The organism is Thauera sp. 2A1 (genome assembly GCF_009469595.2).
Classification (GTDB): Bacteria; Pseudomonadota; Gammaproteobacteria; order Burkholderiales; family Rhodocyclaceae; genus Thauera.
Window position 1 is genome coordinate 267,993 of the sequence record NZ_SSXV01000001.1, and the last position, 25,237, is coordinate 293,229.

The window sequence follows — 25,237 nt, forward strand, 5'->3', positions numbered from 1 at the left end:
AGGAGGGCCGTTAATGCGCCCGACTCGCGTGCCGGCAGCCTTGATCCGGCTTTTGGCGCGGTAGAATTCGGGCTCGTCGCCGATGGAGCCCCTTGCATGGACCGAAGCTGGAAACCCAACGTCACCGTTGCCGCCGTCATCGAGCGTGACGGGCGCTTCCTGCTCGTGGAAGAGGAAACCCCGGAAGGCCTGCGCTTCAATCAGCCCGCCGGGCACCTCGAAGAGGGCGAATCGCTGCTCGAGGCCAGCGTGCGCGAGGCGCTGGAAGAAACCGCGCACCACTTCGTCCCCGAATATCTTGTCGGCATCTACCAGTGGCCGCGGCCGCAGGGCGACATCACCTATCTGCGCTTTGCCTTCGGTGGCCAGGTCACCGGCGAGGAAAGCGGTCGGCCGCTCGATGCGGGCATCGTGCGCCCGGTGTGGATGACGCGCGACGAACTCGTCGCCACCCGCGAGCGCCACCGCAGCCCGCTGATCCTGCAGTGCGTGGACGACTGGATCGCCGGGCGGCGCTACCCGCTCGACCTGATCCGGCATTACGCCTGAGCGGGCCGGCCGATGCGTCGTCTGCTGGCGGTGATGATGCTGGGCGCGATGGCGGGCGGCGCGTTCGCCGCGCCACGGGCGCCCGCGCGGCCGGCCGTGGTGGTGTTGGCGAAGGCGCAGGCCGGCGCGCAGGCTGCGACCCTGCCGGCGCGCACTCCGGTGCCCCTCGCCGACGACAGTTTCCGCATCTGCTTCAATTACAGCTGTATGACCGAGCAGGACGTGTGGGTCCCGGGCAGCACGCTGGACACCCTGCGCCAGTGGCTCGCCTCGGCGCCCGATGCCGCCGCCGAGCGCGCCGTGCTCGCGCAGGCGGTGGGCATGCTGCTGGCAGAGGCGGGACGGCAGACGCCGGTGGCGGCGGATCGCGGCGGCAATTTCCTCGACCAGGAAGTCGAGGGGCGCATGGACTGCATCGACCATTCCACCTCCACCACCCGCATCCTGCGGATGATCGAGGCGCACGGCTGGTTGCGCTTCCACCAGGTGCTGGAACCCGCGCGCCGCACCCGGCTGATCATGCAGCACTTCGGTGCGGTGGTGGTGGAGGTTGCGCCGCGCCGGCCCGCGCGCGCGCGCGCGCGGCCCGCCGCCGTGCCGGACTACATGGCGGTGATGCTCGCGCAGTGCGACTGCGCCGAGGTGATGAACGACGTCCGGCGGCCGGACACGTCCGCCGATGGCACGCAGGAATCTGCCGGTCGGCCGGCCGACGACGCGGACGCCGGCAACCGATACGTGGTCGACAGCTGGTTCGTCGACAATGGCGAAGCGGCCATCGTGCTGCCGCTTGCGGAATGGCTAGAGGGAGGTGGACCGAATGTCCAGTAAGCAGGACCCGAACGGGATGAAAGTGGTCGTCGGCATGTCCGGCGGAGTGGATTCGTCGGTCACGGCGTTGCTGTTGAAGCAGCAGGGCTTTGATGTGACCGGCCTGTTCATGAAGAACTGGGAGGACGATGACGACGACGAGTACTGCTCGACGCGCCAGGACCTGGTCGATGTGGCCTCGGTGTGCGATGTCATCGGCATCGACCTCGAGGTGGTGAACTTCAGTGCCGAGTACAAGGACCGGGTGTTCGCCGACTTCCTGCGCGAATACGAGGCCGGCCGCACGCCCAACCCCGACATCCTGTGCAACTCCGAGATCAAGTTCCGCTGCTTCCTCGACCACGCCATGCAACTGGGCGCCGAGCGCATCGCCACCGGCCACTACGCCCAGGTGCGCGAATGGAACAACGACGGCCGCACCGAATATCAGTTGCTGAAGGCCGAGGACGGCACCAAGGACCAGAGCTACTTCCTGTACCGCCTCAACCAGGAACAACTGGCGAAGACGATGTTCCCGCTGGGCGCACTGTACAAGCGCGAGGTGCGCAAGATCGCCGAGCAGGCCGGGCTGCATGTGGCGGCGAAGAAGGATTCCACCGGCATCTGTTTCATCGGCGAGCGCCCGTTCCGCGAATTCCTCATGCGCTACCTGCCCACCAAGCCGGGCGAGATCCGCGCGCTCGACGACGACCGCGTGCTGGGCGAGCACCAGGGCCTGATGTACCACACCATCGGCCAGCGCAAGGGCCTGCACATCGGCGGCATCAAGGGCAACCAGGACGACGCCGGCGAGCACGACGCCTGGTACGTGGCGAAGAAGGACGTGAAGGCCAACGTGCTGTACGTGGTGCAGGGGCATGACCACCCGGCGCTGCTGAAGGATCGCCTCGTCGCCACCGACCTCAACTGGATCGCCGGTCGTGACCCGCACACGCACTGGGTCTACACCGCCAAGCCGCGCTACCGCACGCCCGACATGCCGTGCGAGATCGACGCCATTGCCGACGGCCGCGCCGAGATCGCCTTCGCGCAGCCGCAGTGGGCGCTGACGCCGGGCCAGAGCGTGGTGGTGTATGAATCCAAGGTCTGCCTGGGCGGCGGCGTGATCGTCTGAGCGACATGCACATCTGGGTCGATGCCGACGCCTGTCCCGGCGTCATCAAGGACATTCTGTTCCGTGCCTCGGCGCGCACCGGCCGTTCGCTCACGCTGGTCGCGAACCAGTATCTGCGCGTGCCCGCCTCGGCCCACGTCAGGATGATCCAGGTGCCAGGCGGCTTCGACGAAGCGGACAAGTACATCGCTGCCCACGTCCAGGCGGGCGATCTCGTCATCACCGCCGACATCCCGCTCGCCGCCGACGTCGTTGCGCGCGACGCCCATGCGCTGTCGCCCAAGGGCGAGCTCTTCGGCAAGGAGAACATCCGCGAGCTGCTCGACATGCGCAACTTCATGGACACGTTGCGCAACACCGGTGTCGATACCGGCGGACCGGCGCCGTTCAGCGCCGCCGACCGGCAGGCCTTCGCCAACAGGCTCGACAGGCTGCTGCAGTCGTCGGCACGCGGCTGAGCAGCGGCGGCCGGGCATCAGTCGGCGGCCTGTCACAGACTCGCCGGGCATTGCGCGCCCGAGGCGGAAGCAGGATCGAACGCCGCCGTCAAGGCGCCGAATCTTTACGACATTTTTACGCGGCGGTTGCCAGAATGGCAGCGTACCTGGACGGGTTGCCCTCTTTCCTCCCCGTCATTGGAAGCGCCAGATGCCGTTCGATATCCCCGCCCGCGAGAAGGATCTCGGTGCCACGCAGCGCATCGCGTTGACGGTGGTCGCTTGTGCCGGGACGACGCTCCTGGCGACACCGTTCCTTGGCTATCTCGATCTGGCCAACATCGTGATGCTGTTCCTGCTCACGGTCCTGCTGGTCGCCGTGAAGCTGGGACGGAATGCGGCCATCCTGGCTTCGGTCCTCAGCGTCCTCTGCTTCGATGTCTTCTTCGTTCCGCCCCGATTTTCGCTGGCGGTCAGCAACATCCAGTACCTGGTCACCTTCGCCGCCATGCTGGTGACGGCCCTGACGACCACGCATTTCACCTCGGCACTGCGTCACCGGGCGCGGGAGGCCCTGCAGCGGGAGCAGCGCACGCAGGCCTTGTACCAGCTTGCCAGGCGGCTTGCCGGCGCTCTGGCGGTCGAACAGGTCGTCGAGATTGCTGAAGCCTTCGTACGGTCGCAACTGTCCGCCCGGTCGGTCCTGCTCATCCCCGACGGCGAAGGCAGGACACTCAAGGCGGCCCCGGCGGGTGCGCCGCTGCCGACCGAACCGCATCTCGCACACATTGCCTTCGACAGCGGCGAGCGCGTGCGCAGCGGTGAGCTGCGCGGCTTGGGCTATGCCGACCTGTACTTCCCGCTCAAGGCGTCGATGCGGATCTGTGGCGTGCTCGCCGTTGCCTTTGACGAACAGACAGGCGAGCCCGGCGAGGATTCGCTGTCCCTGCTGGATGCGTTGGCCTCCCTGATTGCCGTTGCCCTCGAGCGCCTGCGCTACGTCGAGGTCGCACAGGATGCGCATGTGAAGATGCTGACCGAGCGGCTGCGCAGTTCGATCCTGTCGGCGCTCTCCCATGACTTGCGGACGCCGTTGACCGCCATGGTCGGCCTCGCCGACTCGCTGTTCCTGGTCAAGCCTGCCTTGCCCGGGGAGGCACTGGAAACCGCGCAAGCCCTGCATGAGCAGGCCGAGCGTCTGGCCGGCCTGGTCGGCAACCTGCTGGACATGGCGAGGCTCAATGCCGGCGAGGTCACGCTGCGTCGCGAGTGGCAGCCGCTCGAGGAGGTGGTCGGCGCCAGCATCAAGCTGCTCGGCAATGCCCTGACGGGGCATCCGCTGAAGGTCACGCTCGACAAGGCACTGCCGCTGCTGGAGTTCGATGCGGTGCTCATCGAGCGCGTGCTGTGCAACCTGCTGGAGAATGCGGCCAAGTACTCGCCGGCACAGGGGCCGATCGAGCTTCAGGCCAGGCAGTCAGGTGCGGTCGTCGAAGTGGCGGTGCTCGACCATGGCCCGGGCTTTCCAGCGCAGCGTCGTGACGAACTCTTCAACATGTTCGTGCGCGGCCATGGCGAATCCGGCAAGCCGGGCACCGGGCTGGGGCTCGCGATCTGCAAGGCGATAGTCGAGGCGCATGGCGGCACGATCGAGGCGGACAACCGGCCCGAAGGCGGTGCGCTGGTCCGCTTCACCTTGCCCGTGGGCAATCCGCCGAGCATCGAGGAGGAACTGGCATGACGACGCCAGCCAGGGTGCTCGTCGTCGAAGACGAGAAACCGATCCGCCGCTTCGTTCGCGTGGCGGTGGAGGAAGAAGGCTGCGAGGTGGTCGAGGCGGAGACCAGGGCGCAGGGCTTGCTCGAAGCGGGTGCGCGGCAACCCGCCTTGCTGATTCTGGACCTGGGTCTGCCGGACGGAAACGGAATCGACCTGATCCGCGACCTGCGCGGCTGGTCCGACATTCCGGTACTCATCCTCTCGGCACGTTCGCAGGAGCACGACAAGATCGATGCGCTGGATGCCGGGGCCGACGACTATCTGACCAAGCCGTTCAGCGTGGGTGAGCTGCGGGCGCGTGTCCGGGCTTTGCTCCGGCGTGGCAGCCGCAGCGCGGACTCAGCCTCGCCCGTCATCGTGTTTGGACAGGTTGTGGTGGACCTGTCGCGACGGCTGGTGACGCGCGACGGTGCGGAAGTCCATCTGACGCCGATCGAATATCGCCTGCTGACGGTCTTGGTCGGCCACCCCGGCACGGTGCTCACCCAACGCAAGCTGCTGCGCGAGATCTGGGGGCCGTCGTATGTCGAGAGCAGCCACTATCTCCGGGTCTACGTCGGCCATCTCCGACAGAAGCTGGAAGATGACCCGACACAACCCAAACACTTTCTGACCGAAACCGGCATCGGCTATCGCTTCCAGCCGTAAGGGGACATCGTGCACATCGAACAGGACAAGGGGCGTCTCGCGACGCTGACCCTGGCTGCCCTCGGCATCGTGTATGGCGACATCGGGACGAGCCCGCTGTACTCCGTCAAGGAGGTCTTCGGTAGCGCGCACCACCCCGTGCCGATCACCCCGGAAAACGTCCTGGGGATCCTCTCGCTGTTCTTCTGGTCGCTCATCATCGTGGTGACCGTGAAGTACGTGTCCTTCGTCATGCGCGCCAACAACAAGGGCGAGGGCGGCATCATTGCGTTGATGACGCTGGCGCTGCACGACGGAAGGCCCGGCACCTGGCAGCAGAAGCTGCTGGTCATGCTCGGTCTGTTCGGCGCTGCCCTGTTCTATGGTGACGGCGTGATCACGCCGGCCATTTCGGTCCTGTCGGCGGTCGAGGGGCTGGAGATCATGACGCCGGCTTTCAAGCCCTACATCGTGCCTGTCTCGCTGCTCATCCTGAGCGGCCTGTTCCTGTTCCAGCGCAAGGGCACGGCCAGCGTCGGCGCCCTGTTCGGGCCCGTCATGGTGCTGTGGTTTGCAGTCCTCGCGACCTTCGGTCTGCTCTCCATCGCCCAGAACCCCTCGGTGCTGGCCGCGATCAACCCGCTGCATGCGTTCCATTTCCTGCTGAGCAATGCCATGCTCGGCTTCCTCGCCCTCGGCGCCGTCGTGCTGTGCATCACGGGTGCCGAGGCGCTCTATGCCGACATGGGGCATTTCGGAGCGCGGCCGATCCAGTACGCCTGGCTGGGTTACGTGATGCCGGCCCTGCTCATCAACTATTTTGGCCAGGGCGCGCTGCTGCTGGCGGATCCCGGCGCGATCGAGAACCCCTTCTATCTGCTGGCGCCGGAGTGGGCGCGCTACCCGATGGTCATCCTGTCCACGGTCGCCACCGTGATCGCGTCGCAAGCGGTCATTTCCGGTGCCTTCTCAATCACCCAGCAGGCCATCCAGATGGGCTACACGCCACGCCTCGAGATCCAGCACACCTCCGACAAGGAGATCGGCCAGATCTATCTGCCGGCCATCAACTGGCTGCTGCTGCTTTCCATCATTGCCCTGGTCATCGAGTTCGGCTCGTCGTCCAATCTGGCTGCGGCGTACGGGATCGCCGTGACCGGCACGATGCTGATCACCAATGTGCTGGCAATTGCCGTTGCCGTGAGACTCTGGAACTGGCACCCGGCGCGTGCCATCCTGGGCGCTCTTCCCTTCATCTGCATCGATCTTGGATTCTTCCTCGCCAATTCGGTCAAGATTCCCGATGGTGGCTGGTTCCCTCTTGCCTTCGGGCTGGTCATCTTCATCCTGATGACCACCTGGAAACGCGGGCGCGAATTGCTCACTCGTCGCCTCGGTGAAGAGGAGATGGAACTCGAGCCATTCATATCGGGCATCGTCGCCGAGGGTGTCGAGCGTGTGCCGGGTACGGCGGTGTTCATGACGCCGAACCCGGAGAATGTCCCCCACGCGATGCTGCACAGCCTCAAGCACTACAAGGCATTGCACGAGCAGGTGGTGATCCTGAGCGTGCGGGTCTGCGATGTCCCCTACGTACCGGATGCGGAGCGCGTCGAGGTGAAGCGCCTGAATGGCAACTTCAGCCAGGTGACCGTGCTGTATGGCTTCAAGGACGAGCCGGACATTCCGTCGGCGCTCTCGATGTGCGCCGAGGCAGGACTGACGCTCGACATGATGGATACCTCGTTCTTCCTCGGACGCGAGACCCTGATTCCCAGGCTGCGCTCGGACATGGCGTACTGGCGGGAGCTGCTGTTCATCGCCATGTTCCGCAATGCCGGCAGTGCGACCGCATTCTTCAGGATTCCATCGAATCGCGTCGTGGAGCTCGGTTCGCAGGTCGTGCTCTAGCATGCCAGCCGCGCACGGCGCGGGTGGGCCGCTTGATCGACGCGCCAAGGCAATGGCCGGCCTCGGGCCGGGCCACAGCGGACTGGATCGCCTTCAGGTGCGCAGCGGCACGGCGCCGGCCAGCACGGCGCGGCCGGCGTTGCGCACCAGTTCGCCGTAGCGCGCGCAGCGCTCGATGTATTCGCCCGCGCTCTTGGGCATGGTCACGCGGGCGCGGGTGATGTCGGTCAGCAGGTTGCGTCCCTGCACGATGAGGTGCAGCCCGTCGCTGGCCAGTTGCTGTTCGGCGGGGTTGGAGGTGTGCGCCAGCCTGGGCGCGAACAGGCCGAGTTCCTCGGAGGCAACGACGAAATCGGCCCACACGTCGAAGATGTCGGGGTCGGTACGCAGCGTCTCGCACTTGATCTTGGCGATGCGGGCGAAATTCGCGACCAGCGGCTCGACGCCCTGGAACATCGGGCTTGCGGCGAAGGTCGAGATCATCACCGCGGCGATCAGATCGATGTCGCGCAGGGCTTGCGCGATCTTCACATAGCGGCTTTCGTAGAAGGCTTCGACCGGGATCGAGAAGGCGCGGAAAGGCTCGCCCCAGAGTTCGTCGATGCCTTCCTCGCCACTGCGATGCAGCACCAGCTTTCCCAGTTCCAGCGCCTCCTGCAGGCAGAAGCCGCATTCGCGCATCAGGGCATTGTCGGTGTCGATTTCGATGCCGAGTTCCTGCAGTTCGACCAGCTTGGTGAAGATGTCGGTGGCGCGATTGAACAGCGCACCGGCCAGCATCGCGCCCTTTACCCGTTTGCGCGCCGGATCCTGCTCGACGTCATAGGCGCGACGTGCGTCGTTGAGGCGCTTGCCGGGGATGTTGATGCCGTGCTCGACATGGTTGAACAGGCGCCGGGTGAGCGCCTGGATCAGCGTCTTCTTGGTGCTGAGCGAATCGAGCGGCGGGTCGTAGACCTTGAGCCAGTAGCCGTCGTAATAGACGCGGCGCACGCCGTCGATGGTGTCGAGCGTGCCGTTGGGCAGGTCGGTGTTGGCCGCAGAGGGCGTGTGTTTGGCTGTGTTCATCGCCGCAAACGTATCGGAGCCCCGGTTGCGACCGATGGGCGCGATCACGGGACGAGCGGGGCGAGAATGCCAGTTCCGGCGCGTTTTGGCTATGGTGCCCGGCCCACGGCGGGGCGTTCGGGCCTCAGGCGAAGTCTGCCGGGATCACCGCGCGCAACACGGTCTGCGTTTCATGGCCGCGCACGCGGTTGGTGAACCACCACAGGGCGCCTTTCTTGATCGTCCAGTCGGCCTCGGCGCCGGAGAGCAGCAGCGCGCACAGGCGGCCCAGCGCCGGCTGGTGGCCGACGACGAGGGCGGCGCCGCGCGCATCCGGCCAGCCGGTGGCGGCGAGGATATCGGATACGCCGCCGGTAGGCCCCAGCGCGGGGATGATCTGGAAGTTGTCGGTGAATGCGGCGGTCGTCTGGCGCGTGCGCAGCGTCGGGCTGGCATACACCTTGAGGTGCCTGGGGCGGTGCTCCTGCAGCCAGGCGGCCATCTGCCGCGCCTGCTTGCGCCCGCGATCGGTCAGCTCGCGGGTGTGGTCCGGGCTGCCCTCCACCGCTTCGGCGTGGCGCCACAACAACAGATCCATGCCTTTCTCCGTCCGTGCAGGGGACGGCATGATGGCGCTTTCCTGTTGCAGGGAGATGTCGGCGAGACCGCTTTCGGCCAGCGCCACCAGCGGCGGGTCCGTGTTCACCATGGCGTCTTGCCCCACAGCAGGGGTTCGCAGTCGTGCAGCACGCGCCGCCGCAGACGTGCGTAGGTCGGCGCATGCCAGCCGAGGAGGAAGGCGGCCGCGGCGCGCAGCCCGGCATCTTCGCCGGCCCAGGCGGCCAGCCGCCCGCGCGCGATGTCCACATCCTGCAGGAAGCCGAGGTCGCCCTGGGCGCGCGTCAGGTCCGCGGTGTAGCGCGCGGTGGCCTTCGCCGGGAACAGCGGCGCGAAGAACTCGATGCCGTAGCGCAACTGCTTGAAGCCGATGCGCAGTGCATGCAGGCGCGTTGGCTCCAGCGCTGCCGCAGCGTCGAACTGGCGCCGGCCGCGCTTGCGCAGGCGCGCCATGCGCAGGCGGGCAAAGGTGCGCAGATCCGCCGCGGCGGCCAGCGGGCCGGTGGGCAGGCGCAGCAGGGCGGCACTGAACTCCAGCATCAGGCGGCCCTGTTCGGCGGGGTCGAGATTGTGTTCCGCCTCGCGCCGCGCGCTTGCCCGTGCATCGGCGGCCACGTGCAGCAATCGCGCCATGCCGTCGGCTTCGGCGAGGCCTTCGGGCCGCACCGGCTCCAGCAGTTCGGTGTGCAGCACGTCGAGATCGCGCGCATCGCCGAAGCGCGCGGTGTTGTCGCGCAGGCGCACGTTCCATTCGCCGACGAATTCGGGCGGCAGCGCCGGCGCGAAGGCTTTCAGCAGCGAGCGCAGGCGGCGCTGCGACACGCGCAGCTGATGGATGAAGTCAGGGTCGTGGCTGCGGGCGGCGCCGGCGGCATTGGCCTGCCACTGACGCAGGCAGGACAGCGCCAGCGTGCGGAAGGCGTCGATCACGTTCTGCTCGGCGCGCACCGCGGACGGCTCGGCGCGCAGCGGCGTCAGCTCCTGCTGCAGGAACAGGCGGTAGCCGCGCTCCGCCTTCGACAGGTCGGATGGCATCAGCGGCAGGTCCCGCGCCAGTTCGCAGGCGAGTTCGAGCAGGTCGAGCGGCGTACCCTGCTCGAGCTCGAGTTCCAGCTCGCTGATCGTGTCGGTGCGCGTTTCGCCGTCCGCGCGGGTGGCCTCGATGCTGCCGGTATCGATCATCATCAGGATGCTCACGCCTTCACGCGGTGCGTGCCGGTGCGTTTCGCGGCGGAAGCGGGTCGTGAACACCGGGACCAGGCTGGCGCCATGGCGGGCCAGCAGCCGCGCGGTATCGGGAGCGTCGACCCGGGAGAAATCGAAGCTGCCGGAGTAGGGCTGCTCCCATTCCGGCCGCTGCGACAGGCCGCCGCTCGACACGGCTGCGCACTTGACCGTCTGCAGCCAGGTGCGCCCCTGCTGCCGCGTGCGCACCGCCACCTTGTGCGCCTTGAGATCGAGCGCAGGGGTGTCGTAGTAGGTGTTGTTCAGCAGGCGCGAAGGCCCCAGCCTGACCGCGGCGGCAAGCAGCGGATGGCGGCGCAGCGCGGCGGCGGTGCGTGGGGGCAGGGCGAGCTTGAGTTCGATTTCCTGGCTCATGGCAGCGTGCGCAGTGCGGCCGGCGGAGAGTTCGTGGGTTATCGATTCTAGTCGCCCGCCCGGTGCGCGTCATGCGTGCCCTCATGACATGAAACATTGCATTGCCGCCTGACTGTCGCGGCCAGGCGCTACTCGCCGAACACCTCCTGCCACAGCGCCATCACCGGCTTGCGCGCGGCCTCGGCTTCTTCGGGCGCAACGCGCGAAGGCTGGTCGTTGAGGCGCTGGCGGTGCTGCAGGCGGCGCAACTGGCGGTAGCTGTCGGCGCAGGCGGCGGCGAGGTCGGCCGGAATCAGCCCGAGGCGGCCGGCGATGCCGAGCAGGGCGATGTTGCCGAGGTTGCCGGTGAGTTCGGCATGCGCGTGTGCGTGGCCGAGCACCAGGTACTGGATCAAGAACTCGACGTCGATGAGGCCGCCGCGGTCGTGCTTGAGATCGAACAGTTCGCTCTTGCCGCCGTGTGCGTCGCGCATCTTGTGGCGCATCGCCAGCACCTCGGCACGCAGCGCGTCGAGCTCGCGCGGCAGCCGGAGCACCTCGCTGCGGATGCGCTCGAAGGCCTCGCCCAGCGCGCGGTCGCCGGCGGAGAACCGTGCCCGCGTCAGCGCCTGGTGCTCCCACACCCAGGCGGATTCGAGCTGGTACTTGCGGAAGGCGTCGAGCGAGCTGGCGATGAAGCCCGATTCGCCGTTCGGGCGCAGGCGCAGGTCGGTCTCGAACAACTGGCCGGCGGCAGTGTGGGAGGACAGCCAGGTATTGGTGCGCTGCGCCAGCCGACCGTAGGCCTCGGCTGACTCGGGTGCGGGGTCGTCGTACAGGAAGACGATGTCGAGGTCGGAGGCGTAGCCCAGCTCCTTGCCGCCGAGCTTGCCGTAGCTGATCACTGCGAACTTCGGGTCCTCGCGGTGGCGGATCTTGATCTTGCGCCACACCAGCGGCAGCGTGACGTCGAGCATGATGTCGGCGAGCTCGGAGAGGTGGTCGGCGAGCTTCTCCACCGTCAGCAGGCCGGCGATGTCCTGCGTCAGCAGGCGGAACTCCTGCGCGTGGTGGCGTTCGCGCATGACGTCCATCTGCCTTTCCATGTCGGGCTCGAGGGCGTCGAGGTCGGCCACCAGCGCCTCGCGGAAGCGCGGCCAGTCGGGCGCCGTTTCCATCGCGCGCGGATCGAGCAGCTCGTCGAGCAGGATGGGGTGACGCGTCAGGTACTGCGCCGCCCAGCGCGAGGCGCCCACGAGATCGGCGACGCGGCGCAGCGCGTGGGGATATTGCTGCAGCAGTGCGAGGTAGGCGCCGCGCCGCCCGATCGCCTCGAGCAGGTCGAGGCAGCGCGCGAGGGTGTCGTCGGCGCCGGGCGTGGTGGCGGCGACTTCGATCAGCCGAGGCATCAGCGCGTCGAAGCGGCTGCGGATGTTGTTGGGCAACTGCCGGTAGCGCGGGCCGGCATGGATCGCGGCGAGGCGGTCGGCCGCGGCGCGCGGATGACGGTAGCCCAGTTCGCCCAGCGCCGCGGCGGCCTGCTCGGTGTCCTCCGCGGCTTTCCAGACCGCGTCCAGGCTGTGATCTTCCTCGGACGGGTCGCCGAACACCGCGTCGAAGTGCCTGCTGACCACCGCGCGATGGCGGTCGAGCACTTCGAGCATCGCGGCGAAGTCGGCAAAGCCCATGCCTTCGGCGATCAGGGCCTGGTCGGCGGCGTTCGCCGGCAGGTCGTGCGTCTGCGCGTCGTCGAGGTATTGCAGGCGGTGCTCGAGTCGGCGCAGGAAGTCGTACGCCTCGGCGAGCTCGCGCACCGCCTCGGTCGAGAGGATGCCACGCTCGGGGAGCAGCGCCAGCACCTTCAGCGTGGGCCGGATCTGCAGCGAGGCGTCGCGCCCGCCGCGGATGAGCTGGAACACCTGGGCGATGAACTCGATCTCGCGGATGCCGCCGGGGCCGAGCTTGATGTTGTTGGCGCGGTCGCGGCGGGCCACCTCGCGGCGGATCTGCGCGTGCAGCTCGCGCATGGCGTTGATCGCGCCGAAGTCGAGGTATTTGCGGAAGATGAAGGGGCGGGCGATGTTCTCCAGCTCCTGCCAGCGCTCGCCGGCCAGCACTCGCGCCTTGATCCAGGCGTAGCGCTCCCATTCCCGGCCCTGGGTGATGAAGTAGTTCTCCAGCATGTCGAAGCTGCCGACCAGCGGGCCGGAGTCGCCGTTCGGCCGCAGCCGCATATCGACGCGGAACACCTGGCCGTGCTCGGTGACGTCGGCGAGTGCCTGGATCAACTGCTTGCCCAGGCGCTCGAAGAACTCGAAGTTGCTGATGATCTTGGTGCCGCCGGTGTCGCCGTCCTCCGGGTAGATGAAGATCAGGTCGATGTCGGAGGACACGTTGAGCTCCCGGCCGCCGAGCTTGCCCATGCCGATGACCAGCAGCTCCTGCTCCCAACCGGTGGGCGACAGCGGCAGGCCGTAGCGTTGCACCAGCGCGGCGCGCAGCACGTCGTGCGCGTGGCGCACCGCCACCTCGGCGAGCACGGTCATCGTTTCGGTGACTTCGGCCAGACTGGCGCGCCCGCGGAGGTCGCGCACGATGAGATGGCACAGCACCCAGGTACGCAGGTGGCGCAAGGCCGGGCGCAGCGCGTTCTCGGTACCGCCGAACGCGGCGTCCTGTGCATCGAGGAAGGCGTGCATGGCGTCGGCGTCGAGCGCGCGGTCGATGCTTTCCGCAAGGCGGGCGCCGAGCCACGGCCGGCTGTCCAGCATGCGCGTGAGGAAACGCGACAGGCGAGCCGCTTCGCGGGTCGGCGCGGGCAGCGTGGCGAGGACGGAGGCTGGCTGGGATGACATCAATCGGACTCCCGGTGAGAGCGAGGGATCGTTGGTAGAATGCAAGGGCTGCAGCGCGTGGGCACAGCCTGCCGTGACATTGCCCCGATTCTATCCGGGCCGGCGGGTGCTGGCTTGACGGAGGCATCCGGGAGGTAGGCACCAGCGGCCTGTCGGGGCCGCATCCGCGGTGGCGATCGCCGCGGCAACCAGGCATGAACGATCCCCAACATTTCTCCCTCGATACGACAGACGCTGCAGGCCCGGTGCCCGCCGCGCGCGAGGTCTCGCGCGCGCGGCGGGTGCTGCGCATCGTGGCGGTGTTTGCGCTGGTGGTGTGGTTCGTCGTCGGCTCCGGCATCTTGCTGGTGCGCGACGTGCTGTTGCCGCGTGTCGGCGAGCATCGCGAAGACATCGCAGCGATCGCGAGCAGGGCGCTGGGACTGCCGGTGTCGATCGGTGCCATCGATGGCGACTGGAGCAGGCTGCGCCCGCGACTGCACCTGAACGACGTCGTCGTCTCCGACGCCGAAGGACGGCCTGCGCTGAGCCTGCCGCGGATCGATGCCAGCTTTTCGTGGATGTCCCTGCTGCGGCTGTCACCCTATTTCAGCCGTCTGGAGATTCGGTCGCCGACGCTGGCCGTGCGGCGCGATGCCGACGGCAGCCTGTTCGTCGCCGGCCTGCGGGTCGGCACGGAGGCGGGCGGCAGCGGCACGCTGGACTGGCTGCTGCGCCAGGGGCAGATCGTCATTCGCGACGCCTCGGTGTCCTGGGACGACGCGCTGCGCGGTGCGCCCGGGCTGCAGTTGCAGCATCTCGAATTCCGCCTGCAGCGCCACTTTGGTGTGCATCGCTTCGCGCTGCTGGCGCAGCCGCCGGCCGAGCTGGCGTCGACACTGGATCTGCGCGGCGAACTGCGGCGCCTGTCGGCCGATGAGCCGCTGCGCGCGGCGGGCAGGCTGTATCTGTCGCTCGACCGGGCCAATCTGGGTGGCTGGCGGCCTTGGGTCGATTATCCCTTGCCGCTGCAGGGCGAGGGGGCGCTGCGCGCGTGGGTCGATTTCGGCGAACAGCCGGCCACGCAGCCGCGGGCGGTTTCCGTCACCGCGGATGTCGCCCTGAACGCGGTCAATACGCGGCTTGGGGAGCGCCTGCCGGAGCTGCGGCTCAGCCACCTCGTGGGCCGCCTGAGCGCGTCGCGGCGTGCCGACGGCTTCGACGTGGGCACGCGGCAACTGGCGCTCGAGACCGGCGACGGATTGCGGGTGGTGCCCACCGATTTCTCGCTGCAGGTCCGTCATGCGTCGGACGGCCGGATGCTGCAGGGGAACCTGCGCGCGAACCGCCTCGACTTTGCCGCACTGGCAGCCTTGGCGGCCTACCTGCCGTTCGACGACGCAGTGCGGGCGGGTTTGGCCGGCTTCGATCCGCGTGGCGAACTGTCGGGTCTGCGGCTGGAGTGGCAGGGCGACGCCGCCGCGCCGGAGAGCTGGTCGCTGGCGGGGGATTTCGCCCGCATGGGGGTCGCCGCACGCGACGGGCTGCCCGGTCTGGGGGGAATGTCGGGGCACATCGAAGGCAATGAACGTGGCGGACGCTATCGCATCGACAGCCGCGATGCCCACGTCGACCTGCCGCAGGTGTTCGAATCGTCGATGCTGTCCTTTGCGGCGCTACGCGCCGAGGGCGGCTGGCAGCGCCATGGCGGGCGCCTCGAAATCTCGCTCGATACGGCGACTTTCGAAAACGCCGATGCAGCCGGCACCGCGTCGGGCCGCTACTGGCCGGAGCCCGGTGGAGCGGGCGAGATCGACATGCAGGCGCGCCTGACGCGGGCGGAAGGCACTTCCGTGTGGCGCTACCTGCCGCGCGTGGTCAATCACGACACGCAGGAGTGGGTGCGTACCGCCATCCGCCGCGCCGCGGTTCCCGATGCGCGGCTGCGCTTGAAGGGCCGGCTGGACGATTTCCCGTTCCGTAACGGCAAGGGCCAGTTCCTTGTGTCGGTGAAGGTGGCCGATGGGCTGCTCGACTACGCGCCGGGCTGGCCGGTGATCGACGGCATCCATGGCGAAGTGCGCTTCGAAGGGCCGGGCATGCGCATCGAGGCGCCTGCTGCGCGCATGTTCGACGTCAAGCTGCTCGACGTGGTCGCCGACGTGCCCGACCTCGATGCGCTGCCGAGCGAGATCATGACCATCAACGGCAAGGCGAGCGGTACCACGGCGGATTTCCTGCGCTTCGTCGCCGAGAGCCCGGTGTCCGGGCATATCGACCACTTCACCGACGGCATGCGCGCCGAAGGCAGTGGCGCACTGGACCTGCGCCTGGTGATGCCGCTGCGCAAGGTGGCCGACACGACGGTGAAGGGGGAGTACCGCTTCAGCGGCAATCGGCTGTGGCTGGTGGACGGCGTGCCGCCGCTCGATGCTGCGAGCGGACGGGTGAGCTTCACCGAGAAGTCGCTGGCCGTTCCCGAGGTGCGCGCACAGGCGCTGGGTGAGCCGATGCGCCTGGTTGCGCGCACCGAGGCCGATGGCAGCGTGCATTTCGAGGCGGCCGGGGCAGTCAGTGTGTCTGCGGCGCGTGCCGGATGGCGTCAGGCCGAAGGCTGGCCGGTGCTGGATCACCTGTCCGGCAGCACGCCCTGGAAAGCGGACATCCGCGTCGGCCGGGGCGGCACCCGCGTGCTGGTGAGCTCGGAACTGGACGGAATCAGCACCAGCCTGCCTGCGCCCTTCAACAAGTCCGCGAACGAATCCTGGCCGCTGCGGGTCGAGTTCGCGCATCCGCCGGGCGACGGCGCGCTGAAGCTCGACGTGAATCTTGCCGACCGGGTGGCGGCGCAACTGCAACGGGACGCTGCGAGCGATGCGACATGGCGTGGCGGCGTCGGTGTGCTGCAGCAGGTACGCATGGCGGAAAAGGGCGTGATGGTCGCGGCCGAGTTCGAGACTCTCGACGTCGACGCCTGGAGGCGCGTGCTCGCCGGGGCTGGCGAAGGAGCGGAGGCTCCCCCCGCGGCACCGGCCGGCCCGCCACCGCTGGCGCTGGCCGGGGTGGCGTTGCAGGCTCGCGAGATGCGGGCATTCGGCCAGATGCTCAAAGGGGTCCAGTTACGCGCCCTGCCCGACGAAGGCGGCTGGCGGGCGCGCCTGGACAGCGACCTGGCGGCAGGCGAGTTCGACTGGCGACACGCCGGTGATGGCACGCTGAATGCGCACTTCCGTCACCTGGCGCTCGCCGGCGAGGGGGAAGAGCACGCGAAGGCGGCAGCCGCTGCGGACGAGACGCCGCCGCGCAGCCTGCCCGGGCTGGACGTCGTCGCCGATCGCTTCTCGCTGCGCGGCAAGGACCTGGGGCGCCTGGAGGTCGTCGCCCGCAACCGGGGCGGACTGTGGCAACTCGAGCGCCTGTCGGTGGCAAACGCCGACGGCAAGCTGACCGGCTCGGGGCGTTGGCAGGCGGCGGGACGCCAGCTCACCGATCTCGACTTCACCCTGGAGACCGCCGACGTCGGCCGCTTCTCGCGCCGCCTGGGTTACCCGGACGCGGTGCGCGGCGGACAGGCTACCCTGGCGGGCAAGCTGAGCTGGCGCGGTGCGCCGACGCGCATCGACTTCCCGTCGCTGTCGGGGAAGATGACGCTGGAGGCGGGCTCAGGCCAGTTCAACAAGCTCGAGCCGGGTGTCGGACGTCTGCTCGGCATCCTCAGCCTGCAGTCCCTGCCACGGCGCATCACGCTGGATTTCCGCGATGTCTTTTCTTCCGGTTTCGCCTTCGATCGCATTTCCGGTAGCATCGATGTCGCCCGTGGCGTGCTGCACACCGACGACCTCGAGATCCGCGGCCCGGCGGCACGCATCCACATGCGCGGCGCGGCCGACATCGACGCTGAGACGCAGGACATCAAGGTGTCGGTGCAACCCACGCTGTCGGAATCGGTGGCGGTTGGGGCTGCTGCGGGCCTGGTGAATCCGGTGGCCGGCGTCGTGGCCTACGTCGCGCAGAAGGTGCTGAGCGACCCGATCGAGAAATTCTTCAGCTACGAATACACGATCACCGGCACGTGGGACGATCCGGTCGTGACCAAGTCGGGCAGCGTGGCCGGTGGCGCCGCCGCGACGCGGGACGACGGCCAGCCAGCGCGCAAATGAATTTCACCAGCGTTCCCCCAACCCGTGCGCGTTGATGGGCGCGCCGAAGCACACAGCGAGACGATGAGTTTGCAGCAGACTCCAAGCGACAGCGCGGCGCCCGGCCGTACGGTCCGCATCGCCGCGATCCAGACGGTGTCCGGCCCCGATGTGGCCGAGAACCTCGCCACCGCGGGCCGCCTCATCGCCGAGGCGGCGGCGGAAGGCGCACGGCTGGTGGCCCTGCCCGAGTATTTCCCGCTGATTTCGGGCGACGAGCAGCAGAAGGTGCGCATCCGCGAGGCGGACGGTGACGGCCCGATCCAGGACTTCCTCGCCGATGCGGCGCGCCGGCACGGCGTGTGGCTGGTCGGCGGCACGCTGCCGCTGGTGGCGGACGATGCCGACAAGGTGCGCAACAGCACCCTGGTGTTCGACGACCAGGGCAGGCGGGTGGCGCGCTACGACAAGATCCACCTGTTCGGTTTCCAGCGCGGTGGCGAGCGATACGACGAATCCGTGACGATAGAGCCCGGCCACGAGGTGGTGCGCTTCGATTCGCCGGCCGGTCCGACCGGGCTGTCGGTGTGTTACGACCTGCGTTTTCCCGAACTCTTCAGGGCGTTCGGCGAGATCAACCTGATCATCCTGCCCGCCGCCTTCACTTACACCACCGGCCGCGCGCATTGGGAAGTGCTGTTGCGCGCACGCGCCATCGAGAACCTGTGCTACGTGATGGCGCCGGCGCAGGGTGGGCGCCATCCCAGCGGGCGGGTGACCTGGGGCCACACGATGATCATCGACCCCTGGGGCGAGATCCTCGCCTGCCGCGACGAAGGCCCCGGCGTGGTGCTGGCAGACCTCGACCCGGCGCGCATTGCCGCAGTGCGTGAAAGCCTGCCGGCCCTGCGCCATCGCTGCCTGTGAGCCGCGGAGGCGGATGCCCGCAGGCGGCGCGAGCATATCGAGATCGTTTTTGGGCGAACCCGGTCCAATCGGGCAACGTGACCTTGGAATTCTCATGAGCAAGACAAAGAACCCCCTCAAGGTGGCAGACCGCTACCTGCTGTCTCCCTACGGCCTCGATCCGACGCATCTCGAGAAGGTCTTCGGCAAGTTGATGAGGCATCGCCTGGACTACGCCGACCTGTACTTCCAGTACCAGCGCTCCGAGGCCTGGAGCCTGGAGGAGGGCATCGTCAAGTCGGGCAGCTTCGACATCGAGCAGGGTGTGGGCGTGCGCGCCATCAGCGGCGACAAGACCGCCTTTGCCTATTCGGACGACATCTCGCTCGACGCACTGGTGGATGCGGCGACGGCCACGCGCGCGATCGCCGACGCCGGCGGCAAGCGCAAGGTTGCGATCGCGGCGAAACGCGCCAAACCCCGGCTCTATCGTGGCGACGATCCGCTCGACTCGCTCGACGACACCGCCAAGGTGCGCCTGCTCGAGCGCCTGGAGGCGATGGCACGCGCCGAGGACCCGCGCGTGACCCAGGTCATGGCCCACATCGCCGGCTCCTGGGAAGTCGTGCTGGTGGCGCGCAGCGACGGTCACATGGCTGCCGACGTGCGGCCGCTGGTGCGCGTGTCGATCAACGTGATCATGGAAGATGACGGGCGCCGCGAGCAGGGCAGCGCGGGCGGTGGCGGGCGTTACGATTACGGCTATTTCTGCGATGACCGCCTGCACGACTACGCACGAGCAGCAGTGCATCAGGCACGGGTGAACCTGGCCGCCGCACCGGCGCCGGCCGGCACCATGCCGGTGGTGCTGGGTCCGGGCTGGCCCGGCATCCTGCTGCACGAGGCCATCGGCCACGGCCTGGAAGGCGACTTCAACCGCAAGGGCAGCTCGGCCTTCTCCGGTCGCATCGGCCAGCAGGTGGCGGCGAAGGGCGTCACCGTGGTGGATGACGGCACCTTGCCCGACCGTCGCGGCTCGCTGACGATGGACGACGAGGGCAATCCGACCCGCCGCACGGTGCTGATCGAGGACGGCATCCTCACCGGCTACATGCAGGACATGATGAATGCGCGGCTGATGGGCATGGACCCGACCGGCAATGGCCGGCGCGAATCCTTCGCCCACCTGCCGCTGCCGCGCATGACCAACACCTACATGCTGAACGGCGACCGCGACCCGCAGGAGATCATCAAGTCGGTCAAGAAGGGGCTGTACGCGGTGAACTTCGGCGGCGGCCAGGTGGACATCACCTCGGGCAAGTTCGTGTTCTCCACCGCCGAGGCCTACCTGATCGAGAACGGCAAGGTCACCCGCCCGGTGAAGGGCGCGACGCTGATCGGCAACGGGCCGGACGTCCTGACCCGCGTCAGCATGATCGGCAACGACATGGCGCTCGACCCCGGCGTGGGCACCTGCGGCAAGGACGGGCAGAGCGTTCCCGTCGGCGTGGGCCAGCCCACGCTGCGCATCGACGGCCTGACAGTGGGTGGCACGGCCTGAGCGGGAGGGCGGCGTCCAGGGTACTCGATCCGTGAGGTTTGCCCCATCGGGCGAGGGACTGCCGGCCGACCGCGGTTGGCCCTGATGTAGTATTGCGGTCAACCCTCGACGACAACTCTTTCCTGCCCTGAGCTCATGTCTTCTGACGCGCATCCTGCCGGCCTCCCCGAACCCATGGACCAGCGTCCCCATTACGTGCGCTCGGTGGCCGAGCTGGGGGAATCGCAGGCGATCGTCGCCCATCAGGACATCTACGCCTCGAATGGCATGAAGCTGCTGGCGCGCGGCTCGAGCGTGGATTGCAGCCACATCGACCTGCTCAGCCGGCACAAGCTGCGCGCGCCGTTGGACCTCGCGCTGGCGGCCGAAAATCAGGTTGACCCCACGCAACTGGCTTTCGAGGCGAACAAGTTGCTTGCCGCCGATCCGATCATGGCGGCGCTGGCCGAGCGGTCCGGCGACCGGCTGGGTTTTCGCCAGTGCCTGGGCGCGCTGCCGCTGCCGGCGCCCATCATGTTCCGGCTGACGGTCATGCGCGAGATGCGGTACGCGCTTTTCGAGCACACGCTGCGTATCGCCCTGATCACCTATGCGCTGGCGGTGCGCATGAAGCTGCCGCAGCGGGAGCTGAACGAGCTGCTGGTGGCGGCGCTGTGCCACGATCTCGGCGAGATGCACACCGACCCCGAGCTGCTGGCGCCCGGCCATCGCATCACGATCGATGAGCGGCGCTTCATCCATGTGCATCCGGTGACCGGCTACGTGCTGCTGAGCGATGTCCCTTCCGTTTCCAACGCGACGCTGCAGGCGGTGCTGCAACATCACGAGCGGCTGGATGGCAGCGGTTACCCCGCCGGCCTGGCCGGCGACCACATCCACAGCCTGGCCCGCATCCTGTGCGTAGCCGAAGTCGTCGAAGGGCTGGTGCGGCGCGGTGACACGCAACGTGTGGACGTGCTGCTGCGGCTCAACCACCAGCGCTTCGATGCCGCAGTGGTGCACGCCCTGCGCGAACTGTTGTTGATCGGGCATAAGCACCCGGACAGCGGGCTGGCGGCGGTCGAGGCCATCAGTCAATTGACGCGCTTCGAGCGGCTGTTTGCCGACTCGCCTGGTCTGCTGGAAAGACTGCATGCGCAAGGGGCTGGCATGCGCGAACTTGCTTTCGTGCGCGAGCGAATCGCGATGCTGAAGACGCTCGTGCATAACTCCGGCATGAGCCCCGAGTATCACGACACGCTGGTGGACATGATCCACAACGATCCGGAAGTCGCTTCCGAGGTTGCTGCAACCATGGACGAGCTGAAATGGCTCATGCTCGACATCGCCAACGAGATCGAGCGCCGCGCCGCCAGGGTCGACGGCGAAGCGGGCGCCATCATCGCCGACCTGCTGGCGCTGCTGCGGGGAAGCTGAGCCCCGCCCGTGAGGGCGAGGCAGGACGACGGACCGCGGGAATTCGTCACTTGCACCCGTGAGGGCGGGCCCCGGTCTCGCCGGTGGGCGCACCGCCAAGCTTGTCGTTGCGGCTATCGGCGTGGGCGGCGCTGCGCGCGGCATAGGCTTCGGCGAGGCTGGCGGCGCGCGCCGGGGCGCAGATCGAAAATGCGATGGCAGTGGTGGTCAGGACGGCGGCAACTGTCTGGCGCTTGATCATGTGTGCTCCTTGTCAGGGGTGTCGTTGTTGTCGTTCTGGCGCGGGCTCGGCGGTGTCGCTGCGAAACAGGCCGGGTTCCAGGCCATGGCGCTGCAACAGGCGGTAGAACTCGGTGCGGTTCCGCTTTGCCAGCCGTGCAGCGTCGCTAACGTTACCCGCGGTGAGTTTCAGGAGCTGTATCAGGTAGTTTCGCTCGAAGCGCTGCTTGGCCTCGGCGTAGCTGAGGGCCTCGAGTGGCGGGACGCGCAGCGCCCGCTCGACCAGCGCGCGAGGGATCAGCGGCATGGTGGCGAGCGCGCAGGCCTGCTCGACCACGTTATGCAACTGCCGCACGTTGCCGGGCCAGGCCGCGGTGGTGAGCAGCGCCAGCGCCTCCGGCGCGAAGCCGCGCACCTTCTTGCCGTACTTGCGCGCCAGCGCGGCGAGGAAGTGCTCGGCGAGCAGCGGGATGTCCTCGCGTCGCTCGGCCAGCGTGGGCAGCGCCAGGCTGACGACGTTGATGCGGTAGTAGAGATCGTCGCGGAATTCGCCGCTGGCGAGCAGCGCGTCCAGGTCGCGATGGGTGGCCGAAATGATGCGCACGTCGATCGGCTCCGCGCGGGTCGCGCCGACCGGGCGCACCGTCCGCTCCTGCAGCACGCGCAGCAGCTTCACTTGCAGCGCCAGCGGCATGTCGCCGATTTCGTCCAGGAAGAGCGTCCCGCCATGCGCCGCCTGGAACAGGCCGGTGTGATGGCTGGTAGCGCCGGTGAACGCGCCGCGGGTATGGCCGAAGAGCTCGGATTCGAGCAGCGGCTCGGGGATCGCGCCGCAGTTGATGGCGACGAAAGGCGCCAGCGACCTCGGGCTGGCGGCGTGGATGGCACGCGCCAGCATCTCCTTGCCGGTTCCACTGGCGCCACGGATCAGCACGCTGACGTCGGATGCGGCAATGAGGCCGGCTTCGTCCAGCAAGGCGTGCATCAGCGCGCTGCGGCTGATGATGCCGCCGCTGCTGGCGCCCATGCCGCGCACGCTTGGCGCCGGTGCATCATGCAGCGCCAGGCGGATGCGCTCGAGCAGTTCCTGGCTGTCGAACGGCTTGGTGAGATAGCCGGCGACGCCGCGCGACATGGCCTCCACCGCATCGGGAATCGTGCCGTGCGCAGTCAGCAGGATGACGGGCAGGGCCGGAAACTGCGCGTGGATGTCGCCGAACAGCGCGAGGCCGTCGCGGCCGGGCAGGCGCACGTCGCTCAGCACCAGGTCGAAGCGCTCTGCTGCGAGATGGGCGAGCGCGGATTCGGCGCGCGCGCACGTCGTCACCCGATAGCCGTTGGCGCGCAGCCGCATCTCGAGCAGCCGCAGCAGGTCGGCATCGTCATCGACGACCAGCAGGCGTGGTGTGCGGCCGGACGTTGGCGGGCAGGGCGGTGGCGGGGTGGCGGGGCGGTTCATCGTGTCCAGTGGTCGTCGGCTGGCGGAGGTGTGGCACCGCCTGCGGGCAGCAGGGCGCGGGGCGGGGCGGAGAGGTCGCGCTCGATCTCGGCGAGCGCGTCGAGTTTGCGCTGCAGCGCGTCGGCCCGCGCGCGGGCTTCGTCGAGCTGCCGTGCAGAAAGCTCGAACTGGGCGCCGTTGCGCTCGACCTGCTGGGCGAGCCGATCGTTGAGCGTATCCAGGCGCAGGCGCTCACTCACCTGGTCGAGCAGCAGCCGCGCGAGGTCGTGCATCGCCTGTGCATCGGCATCCTGCGCGGCGAGCACCGATTCGAGCAGCGTGCGGGCGCGTGGAAGGTTGAGGGTGCGCGGGTGGAGGGAGAGCAGGACGAGGCGCATCCTCGCCTCCGCGCTGCGCTCGCCGCCGAGCTGCCGCCGCTCGCGCGCAAGGTCGGCGGTGTTGAGCGCGGCCAGGCTGCGATGGAAGGCCAGCAGGCGGGCGGCGCCTGCACCGTCGTATGCCGGCGCCGCGACGGGGTCGCCAGGGAGGGCGCTGCAGCCGGCGGCGAGCACGAGGGCGGCGGTGACGCAGAGCGCGCGGCATCGTCTTGCGGTCAAGGGGAGGGATCGGTCAGCGCGCATCGGGCAGCTCCAGCCGAAAATGTGCGCCGTGCGATGCTGGCAAGGCGGCGATGTGGCCGCCATGGGCCGTGATCGCCTCGCGCGCGATGGCCAGCCCCAGGCCGCTGCCCTTGGTCGGACGCAAAGTGGCGACGCTGCCGCGATAGAAGGGCTCGAAGATCCGTTCCAGCTCGTGCGCCGGGATGCCGGGGCCTTCGTCGACACAGTCGATCAGGACCCTGCCGGCTTCGTAGCGCAGGCTCAGCCGCACCGCGGAGTTCGCAGGCGCATAGGCGATCGCATTGGCGAGGATGTTGGACAGAGCCGCTTCCAGCTTCGACGCGTCCGCATGGATCGCGCCGATGTCGCCGTCGATCTCGATGCGGATGCCTTTCGCCTGCGCCGTCAGCCGCTGCGCGTCGACGACCCGCGCGGCAAGCCGTCCCGCTTCCACCGGCGCGCGTACCAGCCGGCCGGCGTCGAACTGCAGCGCGTGGAAATCGAGCAGTTGCTCGATGCGGAGCTGTAGCAGACGTGCATTCTGCTCGACGATGGCAGCCACCTCGCCCTGCTCGCTTTGCAGCGGACCAAGGGTGCCGTCCCGCAACAGCGCAACGCCCTCGCGCAGCGACGCCAGCGGCGTCTTCAGCTCGTGCGAGACATGCCGAAGCACGCGGTTGCGCTCGGATTCCAGCTCGGCGAGGCGCAGGCGCAGCCAGTCGAGGCGCTTGCCGAACTGCCGCAGGTCGGATGGCCCGCCGGCGGGCACCGGCTCGTCGAGACGGTTGTCGCCGAGACGCACGACGGCGTCCTCGAGCCGGCGCAGCGGGCGCAGGGTCCACCAGGCGGCGAGCAGCGCGAGTGATAGGGCGGCGACGAAGGCCGCGGCAAGCTGGAGGGCGAGCCGTTCGCGGCTGCGGTCGAGGGTGTCGAGCAGCGCCGTATTGCTTGCGGCGAGGAAGGCCTCTGCGCGCTGCGAGATGCTCTTGTTGAGGGCGGCGAGCCGGGCGAGCCGGCGTGGCAGCCGGGGATCCTGCGCAGCCTCGTCGTCCGTCGCGGCCGGTTCGAGGCCGTTGCGTGTCTCGCTTGCGAGGCGGCGCCATTCGGCGGCGGAGTCGGCGAGTTCGGGAACCGCACCCTCGAGCACCGCCAGGGCGGCGAGCGCCTCGGCATGCGCGGCGTCGAAGTTCGCCAAAAGGGCAGGTGCGCGCAGCACACGGTACTGGCGCCCGCTGCGCGCGAGATCCACCGTGCGCTCGTCGAGGCTGCGCAGTGCGCTGGTCAGGCCGAGTGCCACCCGGCCGCCATCCCTGCTCATGCGCGAGAAGCGCTCGAGGCTCAGCCATCCGCCTGCCGCAGCCGCCCCCAGGATGCCGGCAATCAGCGTGAAACTCGCCAGCAGGGTGAGGCGGAAGGAGGGGGAAGGCATCGTGGCGGCAGTCGGAATTCGATTTGCGGGAATGAAGTTTAGGCGTGCGCGGACCACAGTGGGCATGGCAAGTGCAAGCTGATGTGTCACCTGGCAGCATCTTCCGTCGTGCCGCGGCGACAAGGATTAAGACCTTTGCGTCAATGGCTTGGGCGTTTCGCCCGGGCGGGCTGTCGGGCTGAGG

Annotated in this window: 19 protein-coding genes; 11 read left to right on the forward strand and 8 right to left on the reverse strand. The window is 68.4% G+C overall.

The annotated features are described in order from the left end of the window. Nucleotides 1-96: 96 nt before the first annotated feature. The 7 genes from GH664_RS01345 (at nt 97) to GH664_RS01375 (ending at nt 7,248) form a co-directional block, all read left to right on the forward strand. Nucleotides 97-549 carry an NUDIX hydrolase gene (locus GH664_RS01345; RefSeq protein ID WP_153166342.1) on the forward strand — a complete coding sequence of 151 codons (453 nt, stop codon included), beginning with the start codon at nt 97-99 and terminating at the stop codon, nt 547-549. A 12-nt stretch (nt 550-561) separates the two neighbouring features. Further along, nucleotides 562-1,380 carry a hypothetical protein gene (locus GH664_RS01350; protein ID WP_228111320.1) on the forward strand — a complete coding sequence of 273 codons (819 nt, stop codon included), beginning with the start codon at nt 562-564 and terminating at the stop codon, nt 1,378-1,380. A gap of 16 nt (nt 1,381-1,396) precedes the next feature. Beyond that, nucleotides 1,397-2,494, forward strand: a complete 1,098-nt coding sequence (gene mnmA / locus GH664_RS01355; protein WP_153166482.1) for a tRNA 2-thiouridine(34) synthase MnmA — start codon at nt 1,397-1,399, stop codon at nt 2,492-2,494. 5 nt (nt 2,495-2,499) lie between these two features. Continuing rightward, the gene (locus tag GH664_RS01360; RefSeq protein WP_153166343.1) at nt 2,500-2,952 is read left to right on the forward strand and encodes a YaiI/YqxD family protein; all 453 of its coding nucleotides are present in this window, start codon (nt 2,500-2,502) and stop codon (nt 2,950-2,952) included. Nucleotides 2,953-3,142: 190 nt separating this feature from the next. Beyond that, the gene (locus GH664_RS01365) at nt 3,143-4,672 is read left to right on the forward strand and encodes a DUF4118 domain-containing protein (RefSeq protein ID WP_153166344.1); all 1,530 of its coding nucleotides are present in this window, start codon (nt 3,143-3,145) and stop codon (nt 4,670-4,672) included. Then, nucleotides 4,669-5,358 carry a two-component system response regulator KdpE gene (gene kdpE / locus GH664_RS01370; RefSeq protein ID WP_153166345.1) on the forward strand — a complete coding sequence of 230 codons (690 nt, stop codon included), beginning with the start codon at nt 4,669-4,671 and terminating at the stop codon, nt 5,356-5,358. Before GH664_RS01365 ends, kdpE begins: the two co-directional genes overlap by 4 nt. A 9-nt stretch (nt 5,359-5,367) precedes the next feature. Beyond that, the gene (locus tag GH664_RS01375; RefSeq protein WP_153166346.1) at nt 5,368-7,248 is read left to right on the forward strand and encodes a potassium transporter Kup; all 1,881 of its coding nucleotides are present in this window, start codon (nt 5,368-5,370) and stop codon (nt 7,246-7,248) included. 93 nt (nt 7,249-7,341) lie between these two features. Here the strand turns inward: GH664_RS01375 and GH664_RS01380 are convergent, their stop codons facing one another. From GH664_RS01380 to glnE, 4 genes are all read right to left on the reverse strand, one after another. Next, nucleotides 7,342-8,316, reverse strand: a complete 975-nt coding sequence (locus GH664_RS01380; protein ID WP_228111321.1) for a hypothetical protein — start codon at nt 8,314-8,316, stop codon at nt 7,342-7,344. A 124-nt stretch (nt 8,317-8,440) separates the two neighbouring features. Beyond that, a complete protein-coding gene (locus GH664_RS01385; RefSeq protein WP_153166484.1) occupies nt 8,441-8,893 on the reverse strand; it encodes a histidine phosphatase family protein in 453 nt (150 codons plus the stop codon). A gap of 104 nt (nt 8,894-8,997) precedes the next feature. Next, a complete protein-coding gene (locus GH664_RS01390) occupies nt 8,998-10,512 on the reverse strand; it encodes a CYTH and CHAD domain-containing protein (RefSeq protein ID WP_153166347.1) in 1,515 nt (504 codons plus the stop codon). Between the two features lie 128 nt (nt 10,513-10,640). Further along, a complete protein-coding gene (gene glnE / locus GH664_RS01395; RefSeq protein ID WP_153166348.1) occupies nt 10,641-13,346 on the reverse strand; it encodes a bifunctional [glutamate--ammonia ligase]-adenylyl-L-tyrosine phosphorylase/[glutamate--ammonia-ligase] adenylyltransferase in 2,706 nt (901 codons plus the stop codon). 194 nt (nt 13,347-13,540) lie between these two features. Between glnE and GH664_RS01400 the strand changes: the two genes are divergently transcribed. The 4 genes from GH664_RS01400 to GH664_RS01415 all read left to right on the forward strand — a co-directional run bounded on the left by GH664_RS01400 (nt 13,541) and on the right by GH664_RS01415 (nt 21,347). Further along, nucleotides 13,541-17,485, forward strand: coding sequence for a YhdP family protein (locus tag GH664_RS01400; protein WP_153166349.1), 3,945 nt, complete (start codon nt 13,541-13,543; stop codon nt 17,483-17,485). A gap of 63 nt (nt 17,486-17,548) precedes the next feature. Then, the gene (locus tag GH664_RS01405; protein ID WP_153166350.1) at nt 17,549-18,391 is read left to right on the forward strand and encodes a carbon-nitrogen hydrolase family protein; all 843 of its coding nucleotides are present in this window, start codon (nt 17,549-17,551) and stop codon (nt 18,389-18,391) included. Nucleotides 18,392-18,485: 94 nt separating this feature from the next. Further along, on the forward strand, nt 18,486-19,931 hold the full coding sequence (gene tldD / locus GH664_RS01410) for a metalloprotease TldD (protein ID WP_153166351.1): 1,446 nt from the start codon (nt 18,486-18,488) through the stop codon (nt 19,929-19,931). Between the two features lie 174 nt (nt 19,932-20,105). Continuing rightward, nucleotides 20,106-21,347 carry an HD-GYP domain-containing protein gene (locus GH664_RS01415; protein ID WP_194270292.1) on the forward strand — a complete coding sequence of 414 codons (1,242 nt, stop codon included), beginning with the start codon at nt 20,106-20,108 and terminating at the stop codon, nt 21,345-21,347. A 46-nt stretch (nt 21,348-21,393) separates the two neighbouring features. Here the strand turns inward: GH664_RS01415 and GH664_RS01420 are convergent, their stop codons facing one another. The 4 genes from GH664_RS01420 to GH664_RS01435 are packed head-to-tail and all read right to left on the reverse strand — an operon-like array spanning nt 21,394 to nt 25,053. Further along, on the reverse strand, nt 21,394-21,588 hold the full coding sequence (locus tag GH664_RS01420; RefSeq protein ID WP_153166353.1) for a hypothetical protein: 195 nt from the start codon (nt 21,586-21,588) through the stop codon (nt 21,394-21,396). A gap of 12 nt (nt 21,589-21,600) precedes the next feature. Then, nucleotides 21,601-23,025, reverse strand: coding sequence for a sigma 54-interacting transcriptional regulator (locus tag GH664_RS01425; RefSeq protein ID WP_153166354.1), 1,425 nt, complete (start codon nt 23,023-23,025; stop codon nt 21,601-21,603). After that, nucleotides 23,022-23,621: a hypothetical protein gene (locus GH664_RS01430; RefSeq protein ID WP_153166355.1), complete on the reverse strand. Its 600-nt coding sequence runs from the start codon at nt 23,619-23,621 to the stop codon at nt 23,022-23,024. Before GH664_RS01430 ends, GH664_RS01425 begins: the two co-directional genes overlap by 4 nt. A gap of 13 nt (nt 23,622-23,634) precedes the next feature. Further along, the gene (locus GH664_RS01435) at nt 23,635-25,053 is read right to left on the reverse strand and encodes an ATP-binding protein (protein ID WP_153166356.1); all 1,419 of its coding nucleotides are present in this window, start codon (nt 25,051-25,053) and stop codon (nt 23,635-23,637) included. Between the last annotated feature and the right edge of the window lie 184 nt (nt 25,054-25,237).

Coding starts and splice junctions, on each gene's coding strand:
- GH664_RS01345 (WP_153166342.1), top strand. CDS start 97: ATGGACCGAAGCTGGAAACCCAACGTCACCGTTGCCGCCGTCATCGAG.
- GH664_RS01350 (WP_228111320.1), top strand. CDS start 562: ATGCGTCGTCTGCTGGCGGTGATGATGCTGGGCGCGATGGCGGGCGGC.
- mnmA (WP_153166482.1), top strand. CDS start 1,397: ATGAAAGTGGTCGTCGGCATGTCCGGCGGAGTGGATTCGTCGGTCACG.
- GH664_RS01360 (WP_153166343.1), top strand. CDS start 2,500: ATGCACATCTGGGTCGATGCCGACGCCTGTCCCGGCGTCATCAAGGAC.
- GH664_RS01365 (WP_153166344.1), top strand. CDS start 3,143: ATGCCGTTCGATATCCCCGCCCGCGAGAAGGATCTCGGTGCCACGCAG.
- kdpE (WP_153166345.1), top strand. CDS start 4,669: ATGACGACGCCAGCCAGGGTGCTCGTCGTCGAAGACGAGAAACCGATC.
- GH664_RS01380 (WP_228111321.1), bottom strand. CDS start 8,316: ATGAACACAGCCAAACACACGCCCTCTGCGGCCAACACCGACCTGCCC.
- GH664_RS01385 (WP_153166484.1), bottom strand. CDS start 8,893: ATGGATCTGTTGTTGTGGCGCCACGCCGAAGCGGTGGAGGGCAGCCCG.
- GH664_RS01390 (WP_153166347.1), bottom strand. CDS start 10,512: ATGAGCCAGGAAATCGAACTCAAGCTCGCCCTGCCCCCACGCACCGCC.
- glnE (WP_153166348.1), bottom strand. CDS start 13,346: ATGTCATCCCAGCCAGCCTCCGTCCTCGCCACGCTGCCCGCGCCGACC.
- GH664_RS01400 (WP_153166349.1), top strand. CDS start 13,541: ATGAACGATCCCCAACATTTCTCCCTCGATACGACAGACGCTGCAGGC.
- GH664_RS01405 (WP_153166350.1), top strand. CDS start 17,549: ATGAGTTTGCAGCAGACTCCAAGCGACAGCGCGGCGCCCGGCCGTACG.
- tldD (WP_153166351.1), top strand. CDS start 18,486: ATGAGCAAGACAAAGAACCCCCTCAAGGTGGCAGACCGCTACCTGCTG.
- GH664_RS01415 (WP_194270292.1), top strand. CDS start 20,106: ATGGACCAGCGTCCCCATTACGTGCGCTCGGTGGCCGAGCTGGGGGAA.
- GH664_RS01420 (WP_153166353.1), bottom strand. CDS start 21,588: ATGATCAAGCGCCAGACAGTTGCCGCCGTCCTGACCACCACTGCCATC.
- GH664_RS01425 (WP_153166354.1), bottom strand. CDS start 23,025: ATGAACCGCCCCGCCACCCCGCCACCGCCCTGCCCGCCAACGTCCGGC.
- GH664_RS01435 (WP_153166356.1), bottom strand. CDS start 25,053: ATGCCTTCCCCCTCCTTCCGCCTCACCCTGCTGGCGAGTTTCACGCTG.